Consider the following 18,981-nt stretch of genomic DNA (forward strand, 5'->3'; position numbering starts at 1 on the left):
ATCTTTTCATGGTTCGGTTCCCTTCGAGCGAGCTTCGCTTTGCAGCGCCCCCTCTCTCAGGCACTTATCCAATATAACTAACCTTCCCCTCACTGTCAACCTCTTCTCTAAAAAAATTTTTCTCTCTCCTCTCCATACCTCTACACTTTCTAGGTAAACAGTCCATTGTGCCGGGCATAGGGCAATTTATAAAATAATGTTGTATGGCAGACTCACATACTAGATCATGTAGACCGTTGGTCATGGCAAAGCATCAGGATCAGTTGTGAGCTAGTTCAACAAAGACTATTAATGACTAACTCTGTGACCATTGGTTGCCAACTTTCGCTAAATTGGAAAAAGGTAGACTTAAGGAAGTGTTAAATGTCAGCACAACTGTTACTGGTAGATGATGAACCAGGATTGAGAGAAGCTGTGAAGGATTACTTACAAGAAAGCGGCTTTAGTGTTCAAGTTGCCAGTAATGCCCGTGAAGGCTGGGATTTGATGGAACAGAATAGGCCTGACTTGGTGATTTCTGATATTATGATGCCTCAAGTGGATGGCTATCAGTTTCTGAAACAATTAAGAGAAGACCCACGCTTTCAAACACTACCTGTTGTCTTTTTAACTGCGAAGGGTATGACAGGCGATCGCATTCAAGGCTATCAAGCAGGTGTTGACGCATATCTACCAAAGCCTTTTGATCCAGATGAGTTAGTAGCAATAGTAGAAAACTTGCTGGCTCGTCGTCTTGTTAAGCCTGCATTTACAGGTGAAGACAGTGAAACCCCGGATATTGCCGAATTAGCCAATCAAATCGCGCAAATCAAAGCTCTTTTAACACAAAGAAGTGCGATCGCTCAATCTCCGGCTCCCTTCAAAATCGATTTGACACCAAGAGAGCAAAGTGTTTTAAATCTAGTAGCTGAAGGGCTGATGAATAAAGAAATTGCTCGTCGCTTAGAGACAAGTGTTCGGAATGTAGAAAAATATGTGAGCCGCTTGTTCAGCAAAACTGGTACCAATAGCCGTACAGAATTAGTTCGATTTGCGCTAGAACACGGTCTGGCTAAGTGAAAATTTCGGAGTAATTTTGGGATTTTTCAGCTACTCAGCACTACTAACTTACGCTTAAGCATAAGGCAACCAGGAGCTTTGATAATCAGTAAACTCCTGGTTGAAAAGTCTATAAGAATACATTTTTAATACTGTAGTAAACAAGTATTTTGCCAACCTGGAAAGGTAATACCATTGTGAACTTGAGATTCTAGATTTTGGAAGGGTTGATCGGTTAGCTTTTCCGTAATCTAGCTCTCGTAGTCATTTTCCAAGTTGGTGTCAAGTTTTGAGCCTACCATCCTACCCAAATTATTCAAATACATTAGACATCACAATAAATATCTGCCAGATATTTTGGACTGTTGAGATAGTCAACAACATATAGATAGATTCATTCTGAATGCTATCTCTGGACAAAGCGACACCCTGGGTAGAAAAATTTTACAGGTAGATAAATCTTCCTCAACTGTAAGCATCAAATTATTGATTAGCTACAGGATTGGAGCGAATTTTAGATGCTTGATGAAGTTTTTGTAAGACAACACAAATTTAAGCTTGCAGCTTGGTAGTGAGGTTAAAACCAACTTTATGATGATATGACATAACACAGGGAATGAGCGAACAGCAAAAATTACCTTAATTATGCTTCATTCATCAACTATCGCCATTCAATTGCTGGAGAGTTTAAGAACCAACTATTGAGTGTTATCAGCCGCATTCCGTAAACGCATCAGTTGACGACGCATTTGGGGTGAAGCCTTAAATTCTGAAACTTCCTGCGCTTTCACAGAGGCTTGCAGCGTTTCTAAAAAGTCATCAGAACCTTCAGTTAAAGCGTCTAGTAGTACTTGCAGCAGTTGCTCGCGATCGCCCAGGAGACTCTTTTCCTCAATCAATCGGAATTTGAGATGAATTTCGCATTCATAAACACCGACTTCAATATTATTTATTTGGCGTGGTAATGCTTTCGAGTTCATAAGTTTTGCGGATTTTTTGACGTGGTAGCTATGAAATTGAGGAACTATTATCCCCAGCAAACATCCTTTATCTTTTTTTTTGAATCTATACCGATGTAATTTAAGATTTTCAACTCATCTCATTCTGGGGTTCATTTTTATCTCCTATGTTTTTTCTCACTAGTCTTGCACACCTGAAGTTGTAATCTTCTGCCACCAGAACTGGTTTAGGTAAACCATCACTATTATTCAGTTTTTAAGATTCTATACAATAAAGTTTCTGTAAGAAGTTGTTCTACCTTTTTAAAGGTTTTTACATCAACTTCATCTTAACGTCAATAACAGTTCGAGTTTTTACTGACTTTTTGGTAATTATACGTAAGTAAAATCGCTGTATTTTTTCAATTTAATTAACCCTAGAGGAAACTTCACCATCATTACGTGAAAACACTTGATGTTAGTTTTTTTCATCAATAATTTCAGGAGATTTTGATGAATAAATTTATTAAGAGTAAAATGTTGAGTCGGGGTAGAGAAATATACACTGTTGGAATACTTATTTTAAGTACAAAAGTCAGAATTCATCTGCATCAAAAACCTGAAACTTTTGCATTGTACAAGCGAAAAATGCGGCAGTGAAACAGCCATAGTCAACAATTCAGTCAAAGCTTACGTATAAAAATCAAAAATTAGCAGCTTAAGTAATGGTATGTAGGTATAAATGATTTATTTGCACACAAAACGAGTTTGGCAGTACTAGCTATAGCCACACTCAAAAATCTCACCCAAAAATGAGATAGGAAGAGGCAGATGTATGGTGAGAATAATAATTAACTACTGATGAATTAATGAAAGCTTATGGATAGAGCAGATTTTAGGGCTGGGCAACCGTCTACAATGATTTCAGTGTAATCAACTGAAACCTTTACACCATTCTATGGACAACCCAATGCTGCTCAAGTCCACAACCCGCCATATCCGCATTTTTGCGGCAGAAATTGACCGGGATGGCGAATTAGTTCCCAGTAATCAAGTTTTAACGTTGGATGTTGACCCAGACAACGAATTTAATTGGAATGAAGATGCTCTACAAAAAATTTATCGTAAATTTGACGAATTGGTAGAATCTTCTAGTGGTGCAGACCTGACAGACTACAACTTACGCCGCATTGGTTCAGATTTGGAGCATTACCTGCGATCGCTCCTCCAAAAAGGCGAAATCAGCTACAACCTATCTGCTCGCGTTACAAATTACAGTATGGGAGTTCCCCAAGTGGCTGTAGACAATAAGTAGTAGCAACCTGTACAGCAAGCACAGAGCTACAAATCAATAGTAATGAAGACTTTGCATCCTCAGCAACCAGAATAAAAGTTGTCCGATCAGCTCTGGTTAGTGCATAAGTTTGATTATTCAATAGTCAAGAGATAGGAGTGATGTGTATTCTCACTCCTATCTCTTTAGAAATGTCCAGTTGTTGCTGCTATATACCATCTTATAATCGATATATATTCATCAAGCTATGTTTGAAAACCATCTCTGAGAAAATCAAAATTTTTACTTTTTTAACAGTTAGCAAAATTACATCGTCTCATAGAAGACAAAATCATCAGAATTCCGAAACCAAGAGCCATAAGTCAGAATGTGGAAGGAATTTCACAATTTTTTCTGCTTCTGGTAACTATTCTGACTACTTGGATTCTGGGTAATAAAACAAAAATTTTTCGTATCCTGGCTTTAGCAGATTAATAACTGCAATTTAGCTAGTTTAACAACTAACTTTTCAATTCTTAAATAAAATTAATTTACAGTTTGTAACTGAGCAGCCCATCTATTTCAGTAAAGCACATCAAAGAAGTTTATCACCCAGATTTCTGGGTAAATTTGGAGATTTTTAACTTTAACTAAACCATATTGACTTATAAATTAAAGAAATAGTTGTATTATGTATGGCTTTCTAATGCTCTAATTAACTCAAAGCACCCAATTACAGATAAGTAAAGGTTAAGCTTTGTTGACAGACTGAAAGTTAGTTGCACTGGCAACGGAAAGTCACAGAACAAGAAAAGTTATGATGAGGCTGTAGAATTGGCCAAGGAGTGTGATATTTGCATAAATTCTTTCAATCAAGTATTAGCATTGACTGGTGTTTCCCAGCTAGAATCATGATCCCCAGTGGGATATGTCTGTCTGTTTGCAAGAACAAGAGCAGCCTAATACTGCTCACTGCCTATGGTTTTGAAGAAATTGCCAATCGCTAATCAGTGCGAACACTATGGAAAATGATGCGGCAACCCTCTACTGCCCAAATGAACTTTGTCAGGCTGCCAACCCCCTGACGCATAAGTTTTGTCAACGATGTTCTACACCCCTACCCAAACGATATCTCTGGGTTGTGGGTGATGTTCTAAATGTGGGTAGTCCTGGAGAAATATTAGCCGATCGCTATTTAGTCCTGAATAAATCTGTTGTTTTAGATACTAAGCCTGGCTTACTCCCTCACGGATTAGAAACAGAAAACTTAGAAACAATTAGAGCTTATTTGAGATTAATTCCCTACCGCTTACATATACCCCAGGTGTATGGAGTATTGTCTTTCAAAGACGGACGCTCTCGTAAAGAAATTTTACTTTTAGAAAAACCGCCTTTATTCACAGAGCCGACGACAGACTCTCAATTAAGATTGTGTCCGCAGTTAACTACGGCGTGGCGCAATGCGACATCTATACGTCAACTGAATTGGCTCTGGCAATTAGCCCATCTCTGGCAGCCTTTGGCGAGTGAAGGTGTGGCTTCTAGCTTGCTGGAAGCTCACTTGTTAAGGGTGGAAGGGCCGTTAGTTCGCTTGTTAGAATTGCGTGTTGACACTGCAACACCAACATTATCTGACTTAGGAGAATTTTGGCAGCAGTTATTACCAGACACCAAACCAGTCATTGCCGAATTTGTTAACCAAGTTAGTAATTATCTGATTCACGGAGAAATCAATTCGGCGGAAGTGCTAATCTCAGTTTTAGACCAGGGATTAGCAGAATTAGGGGAATTGCAATCGCCGAAAATTAAAATTATCACCAAAACGGACACTGGCCCAAAACGCCAACGCAACGAAGATGCCTGTTATCCCCCAAGTGGCACAATGTTGAGTAAACCGCCGCAAGCTACAGCATTGGCTATTGTCTGTGATGGCATTGGTGGACATGAAGGCGGTAATGTCGCATCTAATTTAGCAATTGATACTATTCAGCAACAAGTTCAACAACTCACCAAAGTTCCTTACAACCATATAGACCCCTCACTGCTGCTGGCAGACTTAGAGCAAGCTGTGGCAGTTGCTAATGATAAAATTAGCCAGCGCAATGACAGTGAAAATCGCCAGGGGAGAAAACGTATGGGTACAACCTTGGTGATGGCATTGCCAGTAGCCCATGAGATGTATATTACCCATGTTGGCGATAGTCGCGCTTATTGGATTACACGGGATGGTTGCTACCAAGTTACTTTGGACGATGATGTTGCTTCTAGGGAAGTACGCTTGGGATATGCTATTTACCGGGAAGCGGTGCAACAGAGTGGTTCGGGTTCCTTGGTTCAGGCATTAGGGATGAGTTCTAGTACAGCATTACATCCAACAGCACAGAGGTTTATTTTGGATGAAGATGCTGTGTTTCTGTTGACATCTGATGGCTTAAGTGACTTTGACCGTGTGGAAGAATACTGGGAAACAGAAATTTTACCAATTTTGACAGAAGAAACAGATTTAGTCACAGTTGCTGATAAATTACTGGAAATTGCCAACACTAAGAATGGTCACGATAATGTAACGATCGCTTTAGTTCATTATCAAGTTAAATATGTTGAGCCAGAACTTACCTTAAAAGCGGTGATTGTTGAACGTCCTAGTACCACAACCGCTAAAGTTGCACCGAAGCCTTTACAACCAACTTTACTAGAAGATATTTCTGAGCAGAAAACTTTAATCCCCAAACATAAATCTACTTCTCTTCAACAACTGCCACTGCATTTGATTGTGCCAATGATTATTGCGATCGCCGCAGGTTCTTTAGGACTACTGGTGCGTGGACTGTTTATGTCACCACCGTTCTTAACTACAGATCCTAGCCCTACTGTACAGCCAACTCCTACTGCTACAAATGAGCGATCGCTCAATAACCTTGCTCCGGGTTGGGTAATTACAAATAGTCAAGCAATCACTTTGGATGATCAGAAGTTAGAAACTGGTAGTTTTCTGCAAGTGGTTGAAGTCGAACCGGGAGATACACCCAATGCTCAGGAATCTGTGATTCAATTGCGACTTTGCTCTGCTGAAAATACCTCATCTCCTCAACCTAACAAACCACTGCGTGTTAAGTTAGCCCAACTGCAACGTCAAGGCATTTCTGTACTCCAAGCCAACGAAACCAGTAGTTGCAATAACTTATCCCAATTGCCAGATAGTTAAACTCCTGTATTTACCAAGGTGAAAATGCAACAAATACTCGATAAACTTGTAAAAGCCTGGAATAATACATTTAATCACTAGATTTAAAATTTCCAGGCGAAGAGTTTTCCTCATGGAAAATTATTATCGCAAGTCCTTGGTTTCTACCTTTTAATTTAAAGAACCCATGCCATCCCTGAACTTAGCGATCGCCCGTCTCATCAATACTGGCACAGATAGCTTTGCCATTTGGGTGGTCAAAGCTCCCTACCCTAGTGGCTATGTTCTGCGTGACTGTGTATGGCCTGCTGATCTGAATCAAGTTTGGCAAGAGTGGCAGCAAATGTTTGCTGGACACAGTGGTTTAAATGTTATAGCCAACACAGCACCTCAACCTGCTAACCCACTCGCGTTGAATTTAGGTACCACTAATTCCGGTCACATGCCTGGTTATAGTGGTCGTCTGATGCAATACTTAGGTCTGTATTTGTGGCGCTGGGTATTTGACGGGCCAATTCTCAGCAGTCTCGAACGCAGTTGTGGAATTGCGATGGGACAGGACACACGTTTACGCTTTCAAATCGAAATTCGTGACCCAGATTTGATTGCTTTACCTTGGGAAATTATGCAGCGTCAACCCGGACAAGCCGCGATTTCGCTTTCCCAGGATTTACTGTTTAGTCGTACCACTAGTGAAGTTGAACCACTGCCATTTTTACGCACGGATCAGGCCTTAAATATCTTGCTGGTATTAGGTCATGATGAAAACTTGGCACTAGAACAAGAAGCAAAAATTTTGCAACAAATCTTGGAAAATCAGCCGCCAATCAACCGCAATTATTCTGGGTTTGCGCCTTGTATGGTTAAAACGCTGATTCAACCAACACCCCAAGAGTTGATTCAAGAATTAGAAACGAAAGCTTACAATATATTTTTTTACGCTGGTCATGGCTTGCCTGGGCCAGATGGAGGATTGTTATTTTTGCGTCCCAATAAGACGCTCAATGGCATAGAATTGGCGCAAGTCTTAACTCGGAGTGGTTTAAAATTAGCCGTTTTTAATGCTTGTTGGGGAGCGCAACCAGCAGCAGTCAATCACCAAGCAATTCCCGCCAGTAGTTTAGCAGAAGTACTCATTCGGCATGGTGTACCAGCAGTTTTAGGAATGCGGGATGTGATTGCTGACCATGAAAGCCACAGTTTTATTCAAGCTTTTGCTGAGGCTTTGCGATCGCGCAAACCCATCGATGAAGCTGTGGCAGAAGCTCGCCAAGAAATGTTAACACTGTATAAGTTCAACCAACCTGCTTGGACTTTACCAGTTCTGTATTTACATCCAGATTTCAATGGCGAACTTGTTAAAAGCATTGATGAGGGAATTACAGAGTTACCAGATATCTCAATTATTAATGTAAATCGTGCTAGTTCTAGAGCTTGTTTGCGATCGCTCTCCCCAGGAGGTAGAACTTGGTTTTTACGTGTCGGTGTAACTCGCATTGGTCGCACTCAAGACAACGATATTATAATTCCTGAACCATCAGTTTCTAAGCGTCATGCCGAAATTTTATGTCGTAATACTTATACTGGTAACACTCCAGTACAAACTTATTATTTACAGGATCTCTCAACTTACGGTACAACTTGGTGTCTGAGTGCTAATGGCTGGCAACAAATTCTCCGGGAAGAAGTACTATTACAACCTGGAGCTAAGTTAAAGTTTGGCAATTCTGGCAGTGAAACTTGGGAGTTTATTATTGAAAATTAAGCCTTCTTTCAGAATAAAAATTACTGTGAACTGTATACTTCACGCTTCACGCTTACTTTATGAAATTTTTTCCGATTCAATTACTAAATAAAAATCAGGTTCATTTTTGCGGAAATTCTAATTTCCAACTTGTAGCAGTCAGTACTGCTAAATAATTCATCAGGAGTCAAAACAATGATTAACAAATTCGACAATTCCAACAATATCCCATCGTCGCCCACTCAAACTGAATTAGAATTCCTCGAACTACTGCTAAAACCCGAAGATGGGACTTATCCTTGGAATCCTGCCGATGAGCAAGCTGAAGCATATTTTGATGAATTAGAACAGCAGTTTGCGATGCAAGATGTCCTAGAAGAAGAACTACATACTAGATCCCAATCTTTTTACGCCAAGCTAGATGGGTTATGGTCTCAGGTGACAAACTGTGCTGATTACAAATGTAATACAAAAGTCAGCATTTTTGACAGTCTTTGTGAAACTTTACATAGTGCCTTTGCGGCTGGCGTACCCACAGGCTGGTTAAATGCGATCGCCCAAAAAGCCACAGAAGTGACAGCTATGCAGCAATCAATCAGCGAACAACTAGTGCAATGTGTTCAAACAGTATTACCTGCATGGGAAACCGACGATATAGAAATTTTTGCTCGTCCTTATGCTTATGCGATGCGTAGTAGCGACAAACAAAGCCTGACATCAGTTATGAATAAAATTAAAAATCGAGATTGGGCAACTTTATCAGAAATCGAGCAAGCTAAAGTGAGTGTGGCGATCGCTTACTATGCACTCAGACAAATAGATAAGTTAGAGACAGAAGCTTAATCAGAACTTTTTCAGACTTTCTATCTATGAACTAAGATTCAATTTCTGTCGATAGTGTGAATGCTGCTAATGCTAAAGTTTCGATATGAACTTAACTTTAGATAAAATACTTCCAGAATAAAGTCAAGTTAAGACAATCTTCCCAACAAAGCAATCTATCTTGAGATAGAAAAAACTGGGCAGAAAGCAAATTTATGACTTCTACCCTGATCGGTTAGGTTTGCGAGATATTTATTTAGGGCCGAGAAAGCGAGTTGCAAAATTTTGCGATCGCGTTGGTGATAATGCCCTCGCCTTTAAAATTGCTGCCATCAACACAGCGTAAGCTAAAACTCCAACCACCACCAATAAAAAAGCGTTAATCGAACCCAGCGCGTTCCATAAAGCATGAAGTACAGATGCACTTAAGTAGCCGATAGAAAGAATTTGCCAACCCTGACTGGGTTTGAGAACAGCCAACCCAATAAAATATCCCAGATAGCCACTGTAAGCCATGTGACCCGCAACCGAGCCTAAAACACGGGGAATCAGCAATTGTAACCCGGCTAATTGACCAGCCGCACCAATACCAACCTGTTGACTCACATTTTGAGTGATATCTGGTACATACTGTCCCAGAGTTTCTAAAAGTGTGAAACCCAAAGCCGAAGCTGTGCCGAGAAGAATACCATCCAAAGGTTCCCACACACCAATATGTTCGCGCCAAGGTGAAGGTAATTTACTACCGATAAAATATGCGCCTAAGATTGGCAACGCCTTGAGCAGTTCTTCCATCAACCCTGCACCAAAGAACATCCTGATGAAAAGTTCTGTAATCGTAGCATCTTGAGCGGCGGCTAAGTTCCCTGGCAAGACTACACGAAAAATAAAGATAAATAAATCTAAAATTGGACTCAGCAAGATTAAAGCTGTAGTCAGCGCCGTACCAATGAGAACCCACCAAGGCTTAGGCTTACCACAAAGTTGATAAACAAAGTAGTAAACCACAAAGCCAATGTAACTAGCCACAATAACTTGGTTAGCCTGGGGTCTACCAACAGTAGCAAACATCAGCACTACAAAAACTACTGTAAGTATTCCGGGAACAAGGTAAGCCTTACGAGTTAAATCCTTACCAGTAGAAATAATCGGAAAAAGTTGTGTAAAGCTAACTGAATCAGGTTGTTTGATTTGGGTGTGGTTTTGAAAGTTAGCAGCAGAAGGCAATGATGCGTTTTGTTTCGTCATCATTGTTGGTTGAGGTATCAAGTCATACTCAAAAATAAATTGTGGCCCATCACTACCTAAACCAATGCGATCGCCTGATTGTAATTCTTGACATCCATAAAAACGTTGACCATTGAGATAAGTACCATTAGCACTGTTTAAATCGCAAATTACCCAAGTAAATTTATTGTCTGGAGATGAAGAGAGAGGGCGAACCGCAGCATGACGACGAGATACCATTCGATACATCATGGCATCCAAGACAACCTGACAGCTGGGGTCACGTCCAATTACCATCTCTTTACTTGCGTGTAGCGGGTAACGAGATTCTGAACCAAAAGCTGCTGCATTACCAGACACCAGCCGCAGAAAAGCGTTATGTCTTGCGTTTTTGCCTGTCATCGAGTTAGAGTGTCTTCCCAAACTAATTCATAAAATATTCTGGTAGGATGACTTAACCTTAGCCATACCGACAGCAGAATTACTAAATCCACTATAGCTTTAGTTTCTGCTCAGAAATTCAAAATTTTCTCATGCAAAATTTAAAATTATCTAACTTCATATTGACAAGCATTATGGCTATTTTTAGTGTCTTATGTACCTGTTTGTTGGTAAATATTTCTCCTAATACATAGATTTTCTGTTATGCAAAGCCCACCACCAAAAAATGTGCAGTAATGGTTGAAATTTTTAGTAGTGTTGACAACATATTGAGGCATTTATAGCAATCTCGTTCTTTAAAAGGCAATACGGTTCAGTTAAGGTAATGAGAGTTGATTTCTCAATTTCTGCTCTACCTATCAAATAATGAGCAAGATTTGGGGGAGAATCCCCCACGCCCCGGTTGGGTGACGGTTGCGTCCCTCAGACCCCCTCCAAAATCATTTTTTCATTTGTTGTCGAGTCATCATTTGTTGGTTTTATTGTAATTAAGTTTTCTTATCTTAACTGTATAGGACTTACGCATAAAAACGAAAAATCAAGGGTTTTGGGGAGGGTGTAGGAGTGCACTCACAAGTGTAGGTTTTTAACAGAGTGATGAGTAGCGACTCTAAAAATCACGATTTAATGAGAGTTCCACCCCCCTCACACCCTTACACCCCTACACCCTAAATCAAGGTTTTTGGGGCATAACGTAAAAAACCTACACCTGTCAGGTAGGAGTGCAGGGGTATATGTATCTAAGACCCTTACACCCTTACACCCAATCTTCATAGACAATCTTTGCGCGTACGTCCTGCTATATTCTTAAACTTGGGCAACTTCTGGATGTTCAATTTTAGTACCAAGTACTTTGAGAAACTCTGCCAACCAACGGGAATGTGCAGGCCAAGCTGGTGCAGTGACTAAATTTCCGTCTACTATCGCTTCATCAACTGGAATTTGGACATAATTACCACCAGATGCACGCACATCTGGACTACAAGCTGGATAAGCTGTACAATTTTTACCTTGCAACACATCAGCCGCAGCTAACAACTGTAAGCCATGACAAATAGCAGCAACTGGTTTATTGGTTTGAGCAAAATGACGAGTAATGTCTAATACCTGTTGATTTAAACGAATATATTCTGGTGCGCGTCCTCCAGGTATAACGAGCGCGTCATAAGTATTAACATTTACTTCGGCAAAAGTAGCGTTTAAAGTAAAGTTGTGTCCAGGTTTTTCAGTATAAGTTTGGTCGCCTTCAAAATCATGAACTGCGGTTCTGACTTTTTCACCAGCTTTTTTGTCTGGACAAACAGCATGAACAGTGTGTCCTACCATTTGCAAAGCTTGGAAAGGAACCATCACTTCATAATCTTCCACAAAATCGCCCACCAGCATCAAGATTTTTTTAGCTGCCATATTTTGTTATCCTTTTCGTCAATGGTCATTTTTTATTTGTTAACGGTACTTTAAAAAATAAATGATTTAATTTATTTACTCAACAAAACTTATATCTATAGGAATTACGTAAGTGTCACAATTGGTGGTTGGTGCGTGACGCTATAAATCTGATGACTACGTTCAAATCTTCTCATTGAGTCACGCACCCTACAGAAAAAATATACCAGTTGCGTAAGTTCTAATCTACCTTGTCTACCTTGTCCACCTCGTCCCTAAATATAAAGTGCGAACTACAAATTTATTAAAGCAGATGAAATTCTTCTATAGCATGGGGAAAATTTTTATTTTCATGGCTGGGACGGCTGAGTTTAATTAAGGCAAATCTTTGCAAGGGGGTTAAAGCCACCCACTGTTCTAGACTCAAGTTGACCCCTAATTCTTGAGCTTTTTCTTGTAAGTTGGTGGGGATGGTACTAGAGTCCATCCAAGCAGGATAAGCATCTACAGGTAGTTGTCCTACAGGTGTACCTGTTTTTTCTAAAATTAGTTGTTGCAGATATTCTTTGTAAGCGTCAATCTCTGTTTGTGTAGTGCAAGGTAATTCTAGTACAGCTTCACGCTCATCTTGCGTCATTTGTAACCAATCTGATAGCTTGAGTTTAATTCCGCAAGTATCTAATTTATATCTCACTTGCATTGGTATGCAACGTAGAGAATTTACAAAATCTGCTTCAAAATTAAAAAAGGTTGTCATGTTTCAACTAATAAAAAATATATATGTAAGAGTATTTCATCTGCTGATTATAATAAAAATTTTTATATAAATTACTTTTAAATGTAAATTATCTAATGAGATTGTTTGGAATTACTAGAACGAATGATTAAATAACTGATAGATAAAGCTAAAATGGCAATTCCTAAGCCAATTATATCAATTCCTGTAACTTTCTCTAAGTCAAGAATAATAATTTTACGAGCAACAGCAATTAAAGAAGTGACAATAACTAATTCTACTTGGAATACGTGTTTGCGTAGATAAGCTGTGATATTTTCGAGAATTTCTAAGGCAATTAGGATATTTAAGAACAAGCCAAATATTTTAAATAATGTTGTATTGAATTTACCATAGGGAGTATCAAATAACTCTTTAATCAAAAAAATTCCTAAATCTCCGATCGCTACTAATATTACTAGCACCATTAACACAGATAAAACCTTAGAAACTATTACCTCGACATTCTCGATAACGTGCATGAAGCCTTCATCGGTAAATACTCCGAAGATGTTTTTGAATAGTTTTTTCATCTGCTGCATCCTGGTTTTAGTTCAACAAGTAATTGGTAATAATGTAGATATAGTCAGTCAATATCAAGAATTACGACATAATATCTTGATGTCTGCTGTAATCAAGATTTAAGGATGAGTTTTGTAAATCCTCACCATTGACTAATATCTATTGATTTAATGACTCAATTACCAATTTATTGTTTAAGGATATACCAAGCAGATCACCATTGTGACGATTGGAGTTGATAATTTTTGCTGGTGACTTCCACAGAAATTGGTGCTAGTTGGACTGCACAAGCTTTTAATTCTGGTTGCAGAGAATCTGGACAAGCTTCGGAATGGGTGAGGGCGTTGGCTTCAGCTTGATTTGCCCACAGTGCGCCCCAGTGCATCGGCACAAAAACTGTACCGGGTGCGATCGCCTTAGTCACTTTTGCGGGAAAATGAGCTTGACCACGCCGCGATCGCACTTCGATTACTTGATTATCACTAATTTCCAACTTCGCCGCATCACGGGGATGAATTTCAATGAATGGTTCTGGGTGCATTGAGCGAATTTTTTCAATGCGACCTGTGCGCGTTTGCGTGTGCCAATGTCCGTAAAGTCGTCCTGTAGTTAATATAAAAGGATAATCGGGGTCTGGTGGTTCGGCTAAACCTTTGGAGTAATAGGCCCCGAACCGCGCCCGACCGTCGGGGGTGTGGAAGTGTAGGTCTGTGTAGAGTCTTTTTGAGTTGGAGGGTGTAGGGTGTAGGGTGTAGGGTGTAGGGGAAGAAGATGTTTTATCCCCATTCCCCACTCCCCATTCCCCACTCCCCGTTTCTGGATGCGGCCAGTGGGTTGGGCCTTGTTTTTGTAATTGTTCATGACTAATTCCTGACATATCGCATGGGCGATTTTTGGTGAGTTGGGTAAATTCGGCGTAAACTTGGGCAGAGTTGGCAAAGTTAAACTTATCGGCAAAACCTAACCTTCGTCCAACTTCCGCGAAAATTTCCCAGTCGGCTTTGGCTTCTCTTGGTGGTTGGCGGAATGCTTGACATAAACTAACGCGGCGTTCGGAGTTGGTCATTACGCCTGTTTTTTCACCCCATTGGGCAGCAGGTAACAGCACATGAGCATAAGCGGCGGTTTCGGTGGGGTAATATGCGTCTTGGTAAATGGTGAAAGGCGATCGCAATAAGGCTTTTTTTGTCCGTTCCAAATCTGGCATACTGACAGCTGGGTTAGTAGCTGCAATCCACAGTAAACCTACATCGCCAGTTTCTAAGCCTGTAATCATATCCCAAGCCGTTAAACCAGGAACAGAAGAAATTTGTCCGCGCTTCAGTCCCCAAAAATCTTCTACTTCGGCGCGATGCTGGTCATTTTTCACCAAGCGATAACCAGGTAATAAATGCGCTAAACCTCCAGCTTCTCTACCTCCCATCGCATTCGGTTGACCAGTTAAAGAAAACGGCCCCGCCCCTGGCTTACCAACTTGTCCTGTCATCAAGTGGAGGTTAATAATAGTCCTCACCTTGGCTGTCCCTTCACTTGATTGGTTCACACCCATCGACCACAAAGACAATACCTTTTGCGCTTGACCCCAATAACGGGCGGCTGTTTCTAAATCTTCAATGCTGATACCACATTGACGCGCTGTTACTTCTGGAGAATAGTGACGGATGACTTCTGCATAAGCTGAAAAATTGCTGGTACAGTCATCGATAAAGCCAACATCGATGTAGTTCCAACGCATTAATAAATGGGCGATACCATTTAACAAATCGATATCTGTACCGGGACGAATTGCTAAATGTAAATCTGCGGCTTCGGCGGTGGGTGTGAGACGGGGGTCAACCACCACCATTTTTACTTTGCGGTTTTTTTTGTGGTATTTAGCCAGTCGGTTAAAAATAATGGGATGACATTCTGCGGTGTTAGTCCCAATTAAAAATGCACAGTCAGTTAACTCTAAATCTTCGTAACAACAGGGCGGGCCATCAGCACCAAAACTTTGAATATATCCAGACACAGCACTGGACATACATAAGCGTGAGTTCGCATCAAAATTATTAGTTCCTAAACAGCCTTTTAAGAGTTTTTGGGCGATGTAATAGTCCTCAGTTTGGAATTGACCAGAACCGTACATACATATAGCTTCTGTTCCTTGAGTGAAGCGTACAGTTTGAATGCGGTTGATGATCAGATCAAAAGCTTCATCCCAACTAACTTGGCGGAACTCTTGATCTAAAGAATCCCGCACCATTGGGTAATGTAGTCTATTTTTATCTAAAGATTCGGCGATCGTTGCACCTTTAACACACACCATACCTTGGCTTGATGGGTGAGATTTATCACCCCTGACTCGCCAAGTCGGATTTCCTTGACTATCTCGGTTAGTTGCTTTATTAAGTTGGGCTGGTGGCGACACTTCTAAACCACAGCCAACACCACAATAAGGACAAACAGTTTTAGTAAATTCACTCATCTAGCTACACCCAATTTATCGGTGCTTATTGGCTGGTTGATTTTTTATGAACCAACAGCATCCCTATATTCCCATTTATCTCGAAATTCCTTACTTTCAGAACTTACGCAAAATTATGAAAAAACGAACCGCAAAGGGCGCAAAGGACACGAAGTTATAAGAGTTTGAGAGAGTTCTTGCGTAAGTCCTAAGTTTCTCACTCTTCTTTGCGCCTCTGCGTCTTTGCGTGAGAAAAAATCTTACTCCTCATCATGAGCAAACCGACGATAGAGGAAATCTAGAGCATAGTTCCGCAAGTTGTAGTATTCTGGGTCTTCCATGATGCGGCGGCGGTTGCGGGGACGGGAAAAGGGAATTTCTAACACTTCACCGATTTGAGCGGCTGGGCCATTGGTCATCATTACTACTCTGTCGGCTAAGAACAGCGCCTCATCAATATCGTGGGTAATCATCAAGACGGTAACTTGATGGTCACTCCAGATTTGCAGTAGTTCTTCTTGTAGTTCTTCTTTGGTGATTGCGTCTAATGCACCAAAGGGTTCATCAAGAATCAAGACTTGGGGACGGATGGAAAGAGCGCGAGCGATCGCCACTCGCTGTTTCATCCCGCCAGAAATTTGATGCGGTTTCTTATCTGTGGCTTCTGTCAATCCCACCATTGCTAAGTGTTCTCTAACAATGGCGCGTTTTTCGGCTTGGGGCTTTTTGGGAAATACAGAATCTACAGCCAGATAAACGTTTTCAAAGACACTCAGCCAAGGTAGTAAGCAATAGTTTTGAAATACCATCATCCGGTCTGGGCCTGGTTCGGTGATGGGTTGGTCTTGTAGCATGACAACGCCATCAGTGGGTGTGTTGAAGCCAGACACCATATTGAGGAGAGTGGATTTACCGCAGCCAGAGTGACCAATTAAGCAGACAAATTCGCCTTCACGAACTTTGAGGTCAATCCCATCAAGGACGGTGTAGGGGCCTTCGGGGGTGGGGTAGATTTTGCTTACGCCTTCGATGACGAGGAAGTTATCTGCTTTGGTTTGTGGTTGTTGGAGAGTTTTGTTTATGATTTGCATGATATTTTCCGAATTTATTATTTTTTCACGCAGAGGCGCAGAGGCGCGGAGAGTTACAAAGGACGAATGACTAATGACTAATGACTAAATAAATACTTCTTCTATACGGATGTCTCGTTTGATTTCTAGACTTTTGAGGTATTCTAGGGGTTCTGAGGGGTTAAAAACTTTACCGTCAAATAGGTGAATTGGGTCGTCGTAGCCGGTATCGAGTAAGCCGAGGTCACGGGCAGCTGCACCAAATATATCTGCGCGACAGACTCTTTCGATAATTTCTAGCCAGTTTTTGGGGAAGGGTGTTAAGCCCCAGCGTGCTAGTTGAGTGACCATCCACAAGATTTCGGTGCGGTTGGGGTAGTTGGTTTTGTTGAGGTAAAACTGGTTATAGGCGGTGAGTGATTGGGGTTGAGTACCGTCGCCGCGATCGTAAGGGTCAATGAAGCCAGGACGGGCGTAGGCTGGGTTGAGGTTGAGGTATTCAGGACGACAGATTAATTTGAGAATTTCTTCGCGGTTGCGGAGGTCATCACAATATTTGCACGCTTCTAACAGGGCTTTGATTAGGGCGAGATAAGTTTCGGGATATTGCTGCGCCCAGTCTTCGCGCACACCTAATACTTTTTTGGGTTGTCCTGACCAAATTTCTAGGGCGGTGGCTGCAACAAAACCGACATCATCATGAACCGCCATATAATTCCAAGGTTCGCCAGCACAGTAACCGTCGATGGTTCCGGCTTTGAGTTGAGCGACCATTTCTGTAGGTGCGATCGCAGTTAAGCTAACATCTGTATCAGGATTAATCCCGCCAGCCGCTAACCAATAACGCAGAATTAAGTTCTGCATGGATGTGGGATGAACTACACCCAAGGTCAAAATTCTGTCAGGAGCAGCGTTAATGGCTGTTTTGAGGTCGCTTAGATTTCTCACACCTTCGCTATACAGTCTTTTGCTTAAGGTGATAGCGTTAGCGTTGCGGGAAAGATTCAGCGCGTTGACAACCGGAATTGGTGTTTTACCACCTGCGCCTAAAGTTAGTGCTAAGGGCATTCCTGCAAGCATTTGGGCTGCATCTAATTTACCTGTCGCCACACCTTTGGCAATTTCATTCCAATTGCTTGCACGGTTGAGGGTGACTTCTAAACCATATTCAGCAAAGAAGCCTTTTTCTTGGGCGACGATTAAAGGTGCAGTGTCAGTTAAAGGTAAAAAGCCGATTTCTAAGTTGACCTTTTCCAACCCTCTTGGGGATACCGCCACAGGTGCAGCTGCTTTTTGCGCTTGGCGTTTCTTGGCTTGCTTTTGTTGATTGAGGAAGTAAATCATCTCATTCCGCAGATTGTAGTAACTGGGATGATTGACGACTTCCAAACGCTGACGGGGGCGAGGGATGGGTACTTCCAGGATTTGCCCAATGTGCGCTTCTGGGCCATTGGTGAGCATAACGATGCGATCGCTCAACAATAATGCTTCATCCACATCATGAGTTACCATCACACAAGTAACATTATGCTCATTGCAGATTTTCATCAATTGTTCTTGCAAACTACCCCGTGTGAGCGCATCTAAAGCACCAAAAGGCTCATCTAACAATAACAACTTCGGACGAATTGCCAAAGCACGGGCTATTGCTACCCGTTGTTTCATCCCGCCAGATAACTCACTGGGACGCTTCTTAGCTGCTAGACGCAAGCCCACCATATCGATATGTTCTTCGATGATGCGGGTGCGATCGCTTTTCGACTTATTTTGATAAACCTCATCCACTGCCAAGGCTATATTTTCCCGCACATTTAACCAGGGGAGCAGCGAATAATTTTGAAACACCACCATTCTGTCTGGACTCGGTTCTCTAATCTCCTTACCTTCCAAAGTCACACCACCAATACTGGCTCTATCTAAACCCGCAATAATATTAAGTAAAGTAGACTTTCCACAACCAGAATGTCCAATTAAAGAAACAAATTCCCCTTGGCGGATTTTCAACTCAATATTCTTCAGTGCAATGTATTTACCACCATTCGGTAAATCAAATATTCTATCAACGTGGTCAACTTCAACAAAAGTAGTCATTTGTCATTTGTCCTTTGTCACTTG

At 41.2% G+C, this 18,981-nt stretch carries 13 protein-coding genes; 5 read left to right on the top strand and 8 right to left on the bottom strand.

The window, feature by feature from the left end; all coding sequences use genetic code 11:
* Positions 1 to 363 precede the first annotated feature (363 nt).
* Positions 364 to 1,059, top strand: a complete 696-nt coding sequence (locus tag H6G79_RS26345; protein ID WP_190592997.1) for a response regulator transcription factor — start codon at positions 364 to 366, stop codon at positions 1,057 to 1,059.
* 677 nt (positions 1,060 to 1,736) lie between these two features.
* Here H6G79_RS26345 and H6G79_RS26350 read toward each other — a convergent pair.
* Positions 1,737 to 2,018 carry an Npun_R1517 family heterocyst differentiation transcriptional regulator gene (locus tag H6G79_RS26350; RefSeq protein ID WP_062289935.1) on the bottom strand — a complete coding sequence of 94 codons (282 nt, stop codon included), beginning with the start codon at positions 2,016 to 2,018 and terminating at the stop codon, positions 1,737 to 1,739.
* 916 nt (positions 2,019 to 2,934) lie between these two features.
* On the opposite strand from H6G79_RS26350, the gene H6G79_RS26355 reads away from it, so the two are divergent.
* The 4 genes from H6G79_RS26355 to H6G79_RS26370 all read left to right on the top strand — a co-directional run bounded on the left by H6G79_RS26355 (position 2,935) and on the right by H6G79_RS26370 (position 9,020).
* Complete coding sequence (locus H6G79_RS26355) at positions 2,935 to 3,291, top strand: NAD(P)H-quinone oxidoreductase subunit M (protein ID WP_190592998.1); 357 nt, start codon at positions 2,935 to 2,937, stop codon at positions 3,289 to 3,291.
* 979 nt (positions 3,292 to 4,270) lie between these two features.
* A complete protein-coding gene (locus H6G79_RS26360; RefSeq protein ID WP_190592999.1) occupies positions 4,271 to 6,454 on the top strand; it encodes a protein phosphatase 2C domain-containing protein in 2,184 nt (727 codons plus the stop codon).
* A gap of 166 nt (positions 6,455 to 6,620) precedes the next feature.
* Positions 6,621 to 8,198, top strand: a complete 1,578-nt coding sequence (locus H6G79_RS26365; protein WP_190593000.1) for a CHAT domain-containing protein — start codon at positions 6,621 to 6,623, stop codon at positions 8,196 to 8,198.
* A gap of 174 nt (positions 8,199 to 8,372) precedes the next feature.
* On the top strand, positions 8,373 to 9,020 hold the full coding sequence (locus H6G79_RS26370) for a hypothetical protein (RefSeq protein ID WP_190593001.1): 648 nt from the start codon (positions 8,373 to 8,375) through the stop codon (positions 9,018 to 9,020).
* Between the two features lie 231 nt (positions 9,021 to 9,251).
* Here H6G79_RS26370 and H6G79_RS26375 read toward each other — a convergent pair whose 3' ends face one another.
* The 7 genes from H6G79_RS26375 to H6G79_RS26405 form a co-directional block, all read right to left on the bottom strand.
* Positions 9,252 to 10,628 carry a PrsW family glutamic-type intramembrane protease gene (locus H6G79_RS26375; RefSeq protein ID WP_190593002.1) on the bottom strand — a complete coding sequence of 459 codons (1,377 nt, stop codon included), beginning with the start codon at positions 10,626 to 10,628 and terminating at the stop codon, positions 9,252 to 9,254.
* A gap of 846 nt (positions 10,629 to 11,474) precedes the next feature.
* Positions 11,475 to 12,074, bottom strand: a complete 600-nt coding sequence (locus tag H6G79_RS26380) for a DJ-1/PfpI family protein (protein ID WP_190593003.1) — start codon at positions 12,072 to 12,074, stop codon at positions 11,475 to 11,477.
* A gap of 283 nt (positions 12,075 to 12,357) precedes the next feature.
* A complete protein-coding gene (locus tag H6G79_RS26385) occupies positions 12,358 to 12,810 on the bottom strand; it encodes a nitrate reductase associated protein (RefSeq protein ID WP_190593004.1) in 453 nt (150 codons plus the stop codon).
* Positions 12,811 to 12,902: 92 nt separating this feature from the next.
* Complete coding sequence (locus H6G79_RS26390) at positions 12,903 to 13,361, bottom strand: phosphate-starvation-inducible PsiE family protein (protein WP_190593005.1); 459 nt, start codon at positions 13,359 to 13,361, stop codon at positions 12,903 to 12,905.
* Positions 13,362 to 13,564: 203 nt separating this feature from the next.
* Positions 13,565 to 15,817 carry a molybdopterin oxidoreductase family protein gene (locus H6G79_RS26395; protein WP_190593006.1) on the bottom strand — a complete coding sequence of 751 codons (2,253 nt, stop codon included), beginning with the start codon at positions 15,815 to 15,817 and terminating at the stop codon, positions 13,565 to 13,567.
* Positions 15,818 to 16,056: 239 nt separating this feature from the next.
* Positions 16,057 to 16,887 carry a nitrate ABC transporter ATP-binding protein gene (locus H6G79_RS26400; protein ID WP_190593007.1) on the bottom strand — a complete coding sequence of 277 codons (831 nt, stop codon included), beginning with the start codon at positions 16,885 to 16,887 and terminating at the stop codon, positions 16,057 to 16,059.
* Positions 16,888 to 16,971: 84 nt separating this feature from the next.
* Positions 16,972 to 18,957 (bottom strand): nitrate ABC transporter ATP-binding protein, encoded by a 1,986-nt coding sequence (locus tag H6G79_RS26405; protein WP_190593008.1) that lies wholly within the window; start codon positions 18,955 to 18,957, stop codon positions 16,972 to 16,974.
* Positions 18,958 to 18,981 lie beyond the last annotated feature (24 nt).

It is taken from the genome of Anabaena sp. FACHB-83, from assembly GCF_014697485.1.
GTDB lineage: Bacteria > Cyanobacteriota > Cyanobacteriia > Cyanobacteriales > Nostocaceae > Nostoc_B.